Origin of the sequence: Hominilimicola sp. (assembly GCF_046972485.1) — a bacterium.
In the GTDB taxonomy this organism is placed as follows: Bacteria; Bacillota; Clostridia; order UBA1381; family UBA1381; genus Hominilimicola; species Hominilimicola fabiformis.
Genome location: NZ_JBKVWU010000113.1, coordinates 1 through 7,279 on the forward strand (window position 1 = coordinate 1; position 7,279 = coordinate 7,279).

Consider the following 7,279-nt stretch of genomic DNA (forward strand, 5'->3'; position numbering starts at 1 on the left):
GCCTATTGGCATACCGCCCTGTCCCTGCACTTTATTTTCATCTGCATAAACGTATGCACCGAAATCTCTGACTTCGACTTTAACCGTAACTTCGGGATTATGAACATCAACGACTATATTCGGATATTCGTCGTCAAGATAACCGCCGACTTCCATACAAATTTGAGGTGAGTTAAGCGGGAACTGCTTATCAGAACGCTTTGCCTCAACCTTAAATTTAACGCCGTCCTTAAAGTCTTTCTTCAAATATTCCTTGGCTTTAGCCTTTATATCCTCAATATCCTTTTCACAAACAACCGCTCTTGTAATTGAAACAATACCGAATATTTTCGACAATCTATCCACTACAATATCCATTTTATCCTCATCGAAAACTTCGACATAAATTGTAGCCTGTGCAAGTCTTGCCTTTACCTCAGCCACATTTTTCAGTGAATTTCTGATGTTGTTCATCAGTATATTTTCAAACTTCGGACGATTACCGCCCTTTAATATAATTTCTCCGTATTTTGCAAGAATAATCTCTTTCATTTACATAAATCTCCTTATTGTCGCAACTTCTTTTGCAATAATTTCCGCCGCTTTTATAACATCTGCTTCTTCTGTCAATCTGTCAAAACTGATTCTCACCGCACCGTTAATTTCTTTTTTATCAAGTCCCATAGCCGTAAGTACATGGCTCGGCTGCGGTTTGTGGCTTGAACAAGCCGAACCTGTTGAAACGTATATTTTATGTGTCTCAAGTGAATGAAGAAGTATTTCAGCCTTTATGCCGATAAACGATACGTTTAAAACACTGCCGGAATTATATTCGTCAGAGCCGTTTATCTTAATATTCGGTATTTCTTGAAGTTTTTCTTTCATTGTGTTTCTCAAATGTATAAGTTTTGATTGGTCAGTGTCACATTCAGCAGCCGCCGCACCGAACGCAAGTATACCGCCTACATTTTCCGTACCCGGTCTTATTTCACCCTGTTGTTCACCGCCGAACAATATCGGACGTATCATTCTTGTATCTGCTACATACAATGCACCCGTACCTTTAAAGCCGTGAATTTTATGACTGCTTATCGTAACAAGGTCCGCACCCATTTTTTTCGGTTTCACATCTATTTTACCAAACGACTGCACGCAGTCAGTATGAAGATGTGCATAAGGTGCTTTTTCAAGCATAATTTCTCTGATTTCTTCAATCGGCTGAATAACGCCTGTTTCATTATTGACGTGCATAACGCTTATAAGTATCGTTTCATCATCAAGAACGTTTCTAAGCATATCAAGGTCTACTCTGCCTTCACTGTCAACGTCAAGATACTCAACATTAAATCCGTCAATTTCAAGTTTTCTGAATGCTTCAAGTACAGACGGATGTTCGATTTTGCTCGTAACAATTTTTGTACCGATTTTGTGACGTGCCGCCGCAACGCCGAAAACAGCCAAATTATTCGCCTCGGTACCGCCTGATGTAAACAAAATATTTTTACTTTCAACGCCAAGCATATCGGCAATATTTTTTTTGCTTTCGTTTATGAGTTTTTCCGCCTCAATACCCAAACCGTGAAGCGACGACGGATTACCGAAACATTCCGCCGCCTTAATCATTGCATCAACTGCCGCTTTTGACGGTTTTGTTGTTGCCGCATTATCAAGATATATCATACTCTTTCCACCTTTATTACCAATGCCATTCCGCTTTTTATTGTAATATTGCATTTATCCGCAAGCATAACGTTGCTTATGCCGCGGCTGCTGCCGAAATACAAAGTTTCGTCATTCAACGGATATTCAAGTCCGTCTGTCGTTATTCCGACCGCATTATTCTTTATCGGAATTATAGACAGAGTTTGTCCTTTTTTTCCGTTTAACGACAATTTATCTTTTAACAAATAAATTTCATTATTATCATCTATAAGCACACCGTTTTTGCACTTTTCAAGCAATAAAATATCCGCTATACTGTGGTCAAAACGATCGCCTGTCATGGCGATAAGAACTATGTCTTCATATCCATTATCCACCGCGTAAGCTACCGCAAGTTCACCGTCTGTAAAATCCTTGCGTTTTGGATATTCAATTCTGTCCTTAACTTTTTCAAAATTCTTTGCCGAATCAAAATCACCTATAAGCACATCAGGCACTATCCCCATTTTTTCCGCATGATTATAGCCACCGTCGGCACATATTATAAAATCATTGTCATTGATTTTGCTTTTTATATATTGATAGTCTTTTATATCACCGTTACCGATTATTACCGCACGCATTATCTCATAAGACTCCTTACAGAGCCCTCAATATCGTCATTAAACACAGCCGTTCCCGCAACAATTATATTTGCGCCTGCATTAATCGCATTGTCAATATTGTTTGCATTAATTCCGCCGTCAACTTCAATATCAAAGTCACTGCCCATTTTTTCACGAATATACGCAATCTTTTCATTAACGCTTTCAATATATTTCTGACCGCCGTAACCCGGCTCAACGCTCATAACAAGCACCATATCGACTTTATCAAGGTACTTTTCAATCGCCGATACAGGTGTTTTCGGATTAATCGAAATCGCCGCTTTTTTACCTCTCTTCTGTATCATTTCAATACATTCTTTCGGCTTATCGGTTGCCTCGATATGAAAAGTAACACCGTCCGCACCGGCATTGATAAATTCATCAATATATCTTTCCGGCTTATCTATCATAAGATGTACATCAAAAAACATATCTGTATACTTGCGTAATGACTTTATAACAGGCATTGCAAAAGTCATATTCGGAACAAAATGTCCGTCCATAACATCAATATGCAACCACTGTGCTCCTGCGTTCTCTGCCCTTTTTACCTGCTCGGCAAGTATACCGAAATCTGCCGACAATATAGACGGTGATAATATCATTTCTTTTCCCATTCCTTTACTGATTTTAGTTTATTGTATATTTGAGTATAGCTGTCGTATCGTGACTGAGCCATTTCTCCGTTTTTAAGCTTTTCTTTTATATAGCAATCAGGCTCGTTTATATGTGAGCATCCTCTGAAACGGCATTTATTTTGAGAGTCCGCCATTTCGGGAAAATACTGCCACAAATCGTCAGCCTTTATATTTTCAATTTCAAGTGAACTGAAACCGGGTGTATCAAGTACAAAACCTCCGCTTTCAAGTTCAAACAATTCAACGTGACGCGTCGTATGTTTTCCGCGGCTTATTTTTTCGGAAATACTTCCCGTTTCAAGCTCTCCGTTTGTGATAATACTCAAAAGACTCGACTTACCAACTCCCGAAAGTCCCGTAAATGCAGTCGTCTTATCCTTCAAATAATCCATAAGCAAATCCGTGCCGTCTTGTCTTTCGGCACTTACAGAAAATATTTTATATTTGGCTTTTGAATATATTTCTTCTATATCCTCACGTTTTTTTATATCTGTTTTATTAATGCAAATAACAGGAGTTATATTATTAATCTCCGCATTTATAAGCATTTTATCTATCAAAAACAAATTCGGCTCCGGTGACGCCGCCGCAACGACAAGCATCATTGTATCAACATTTGCAACCGGCGGTCTTATAAGCGACGATTTTCTCGGCATTATTTCAATAATACTGCCTTTTTCGCCGTCCGTTTCAATATTCACCTTATCGCCAATCATAGGTGTTATCTTTTCCTTGCGAAAAATTCCCCTTGCTTTACATTCGTATATGCTATCAGAGGCCTTTACATAGTAAAAGCCTCCAATACCCTTCATTATAGTTCCAACCATAATTACCTCTAATTAAAGTTTATTGTTCTGTCACTTACCTTACTTCCGTCTATATAAGCCTGAACTTCCGCAGTTCCAGAGCCTGTAATTTCAACCGATACAGTGCCTTCGTCCTTTGAGTGAACTGCATTATGAACTGTTTTTCCGTTTGCTACAATTTCAACATCAACCGAATCATCTGCAGTGTCCGGAATTTTTACAGTGAAAGTTCTTGTTGATGTTTGGTTTGATGAACCCGAATCACTGTTTGAACTGTCGGATGTGTTTGAACTTGAATTATCGTTGCTTGATGTATTTGAATTGCTTGAACTGTTTTGGTTTGTGCTTGCATTGTTTTGTTCACTGTTTGTCTGTGATGAATTCTTTTGTTCCGCTTGTTGATTTGATTGGTCTGTCTGTGTTTCTTCACCCTTTGAAAGTACAATGCTTACATATGAGCCTTTATTTGCAGTCTTGCCAAGTTCAGGGCTTTGTGAAATAACAGTTCCCTCTTGTGCCGAAGACGCTTTTCTTGAAACGTTACCGAGATTTAAGCCGTTTGCTTTAAGTGTTGCCTCCGCCTGTTCTCTGCCCAAACCGATTATGCTCGGAACAGATACTCTTTCAGTCGCAGGAGTAGCTTGCGCACTGCTTCCTCCCTTACCTTTGCTGACGTGGATATTTATAATATCGTCTTTGTTAAGTTTTGTTCCGCCCAATGGTGTCTGACGAATTACATATCCTGACGGTACGTCATCTGATTCGTCTTCAACAACCGTATAGTTAAGTTCAAGTTCAAGTATTTCCGCAATAGCCTCATCAAACTGTTTTCCGGTAACATCAGGCGCTACAATATCACCGCCCGATGAACCTATTGAAACTATAAGTTTTACATCAGAATTTTTTGCCACAACCTTTTTAGCTGTAGGGTCTTGTGAAATTACGCAATTTTCCGCAACCGTATCCGAAAGCGAATATTCGATTTCATCAGCCAAATGAAGTCCTGCTTTTTCAATTTCCGCAGTTGCCTGTTCAATAGTCATATTTTTAAGGTCAGGCACAATCGCCTCTTTACGCATATTTATAAAGAAAAATGCTCCAAGAACTATAAGTAAAATAACTGCCGCCGTTGAAATTGCAAGAACAACCGCAATTCTATCCTCTTTTTTTTGCTTTTTATTCTTTTTCTTCACAACTTTTTTACGTTTTGTACGACCTCTTGCCGGAAGTTCTTCTTCATAAGGTTCTTCCTCCTCTACCGTTTCCGGTACATCAAGATTATCGTCAAAATCGCTTTCATCGTCATACGCATAATCTTCATGCGGTACGACTTCTTCATATACATCATCACGGCTCGGAAGTGGCTCGTCTGCAAGTACAGCATGAAGATCGTCAACAAATTCCTGTACATTTTGGTATCTGTTACTTTGTTCTTTTGAAATTGCTTTCATTGTAACATACGCCAAATCAGTCGGTATATCAAGATTTACGCATTTAACGTTTACCGGTTCTTTTTCAAGGTGCATAAGTGCAACGCTTACAGGTGTATCACCGTCAAACGGAACTTTTCCGGTAAGCATTTCGTAAAGCACAATACCGAGTGAATATATATCACTTCTTGCGTCAGTAAATCCTCCTCTTGCCTGTTCAGGTGAAATATAATGCACCGATCCCAAAGCACTTCCGCCGACAACGGTAGTTTCTCCCGCAACAGCTCTGGCAATACCGAAGTCCGTTACTTTTAAAGTCTTGTCCTTTGTCATAAGTATATTTTGAGGCTTAATATCACGATGTATTATATTAATCGAATGTGCCTCACTTATACCTTGTCCTATCTGAATAGCAAAGTCGCACGCCTCCTGCCAAGGAAGTGCGCCCTTTTGCTTTATGTATTCTTTAAGTGTAATGCCGTCGACGTATTCCATAACCATATAATTAAGACCGCCCTCTTCGCCGACATCATAAACAGACACAATATTATTGTGTACCAAACTTGCCGATGACTGAGCCTCTTTTATAAAGTTTGAAACAACTTGTTCTTCACCCTCAAGTGAATCACGAAGTATTTTTATCGCAACATATCGGTTTAAAAGCGTATCTTTCGCCTTGTAAACGGTAGCCATACCGCCCGTACCGATTTTTTCAAGCATATCATATCTATTTCCAAGTGTTATTCCAACTAAATTATCACTGTTCATTATCACATTTCTCCCTTTCCAAAGCCACAATGGTAATATTATCTCCGCCGCCTCGTTCATTTGCAAGTGCTACAAGTTCTTCCGCACTTTTCTGAAGGTTGCTTTTATTTTTAATATATGTTCTGATTTCATCGTCCTCTACGAAATTTGTAAGGCCGTCAGAGCATAGCACAAGAGTTTCACCGTTATAAGGTTTAATCGAAATATCTACTTTTACGGTGTCCTCTGCACCCATAGCACGCGTTATGTAGTTCTTTTTAGGGTGATTTTTTGCCATTTCGGGACTTATTTCACCTCTTGATACAAGTTCCTGTACATAGGAATGGTCTTTTGTTATCTGTTTGATTTCGTCACCTATCATATAGGCTCGTGAATCTCCGACGTGTGCCGTAATAATTTTGTTTTGATAAATCATTGCAAGCGTCGCCGTTGTTCCCATTCCCATTACTTTATAATGATTCTTTGCATAATTGTATATGATACTGTTCGCCGATATAAACGCCTGACGTATAACTTCTCCTGCCTCTACATAGTCGAGTTCGGTATCAAGATTTTTTTCTAAGTGGTTTTCTATAATATCGACAACCATCATACTTGCGACTTCACCGGCTTGATGACCGCCCATTCCGTCCGCAACAACTGCGTAAGGGAACGTGTCGCTTTCATTTACGTAATAATTGTCCTCATTAATTTTTCTGTGCATTCCTATATCGGTAACCGCACCAAACTGCATTTTGAAAATCACCTCATTTCACTAAAGAATTATAGTTTTTGATATTATATCACTTTTTTTCTCAGTTGTCCACAGGAAGCTGATATATCTGAGCCGAGTTCACGTCTTACTGTCGCATTTATACCAAGATGTGTCAATTTTTCTTGGAACGCTCTTATATCGTCATTACTTCCTTTTTCAAAATTTCTTTCTTCAACTTTATTTACAGGTATAAGATTTATATGCCCGTGCAGATCACGGACAAGATTTGCCAGTTCTTCTGCATTTGCCATACTGTCATTTACACCGTGAATAAGAGAATATTCAAAACTGATACGTCTGTTTGTCGTCTTTACATATTCTTTGCAAGCCGTCAATAATTCTTCAATATCGTATTTATGATTTACAGGCATTATACTGTCACGAATTTCATTGTTAGGTGCGTGCAGAGATATTGTCAACGTTATAGGAAGTTTTTCCTTTGCCAACGCGTATATCCCCGGCACAACACCGCAGGTTGACAGTGAAATGTGTCTGTATCCTATGTTAAGTCCTTTTTCATGGTTTACATTGTGCAAAAACTTTATGACATTATCGAAATTGTCAAGCGGCTCGCCTATACCCATCATAACAATAT

General features: G+C 38.9%; 8 protein-coding genes. All 8 read right to left on the reverse strand.

The annotated features are described in order from the left end of the window. The coding region (locus ACLTU0_RS09715; protein ID WP_412322241.1) for a THUMP domain-containing protein at positions 1-531 on the reverse strand (531 nt) is incomplete at its 3' end. Continuing rightward, positions 532-1,659 (reverse strand): cysteine desulfurase family protein, encoded by a 1,128-nt coding sequence (locus tag ACLTU0_RS09720; protein ID WP_412322243.1) that lies wholly within the window; start codon positions 1,657-1,659, stop codon positions 532-534. Next, positions 1,656-2,264 (reverse strand): thiamine diphosphokinase, encoded by a 609-nt coding sequence (locus tag ACLTU0_RS09725; RefSeq protein WP_412322245.1) that lies wholly within the window; start codon positions 2,262-2,264, stop codon positions 1,656-1,658. The genes ACLTU0_RS09720 and ACLTU0_RS09725 overlap by 4 nt, the downstream gene beginning before the upstream one ends. After that, positions 2,264-2,905: a ribulose-phosphate 3-epimerase gene (rpe, locus tag ACLTU0_RS09730; RefSeq protein WP_412322247.1), complete on the reverse strand. Its 642-nt coding sequence runs from the start codon at positions 2,903-2,905 to the stop codon at positions 2,264-2,266. The genes ACLTU0_RS09725 and rpe overlap by 1 nt, the downstream gene beginning before the upstream one ends. Beyond that, positions 2,890-3,753, reverse strand: coding sequence for a ribosome small subunit-dependent GTPase A (gene rsgA / locus ACLTU0_RS09735; protein ID WP_337868947.1), 864 nt, complete (start codon positions 3,751-3,753; stop codon positions 2,890-2,892). The genes rpe and rsgA overlap by 16 nt, the downstream gene beginning before the upstream one ends. Before the next feature lie 8 nt (positions 3,754-3,761). After that, positions 3,762-5,930, reverse strand: coding sequence for a Stk1 family PASTA domain-containing Ser/Thr kinase (pknB, locus tag ACLTU0_RS09740; RefSeq protein WP_337868945.1), 2,169 nt, complete (start codon positions 5,928-5,930; stop codon positions 3,762-3,764). Beyond that, complete coding sequence (locus ACLTU0_RS09745; RefSeq protein WP_022230804.1) at positions 5,920-6,663, reverse strand: Stp1/IreP family PP2C-type Ser/Thr phosphatase; 744 nt, start codon at positions 6,661-6,663, stop codon at positions 5,920-5,922. The genes pknB and ACLTU0_RS09745 overlap by 11 nt, the downstream gene beginning before the upstream one ends. A 44-nt stretch (positions 6,664-6,707) precedes the next feature. Beyond that, positions 6,708-7,279: 23S rRNA (adenine(2503)-C(2))-methyltransferase RlmN (rlmN, locus tag ACLTU0_RS09750; protein WP_412322250.1), on the reverse strand; the 572-nt coding region annotated here is incomplete at its 5' end.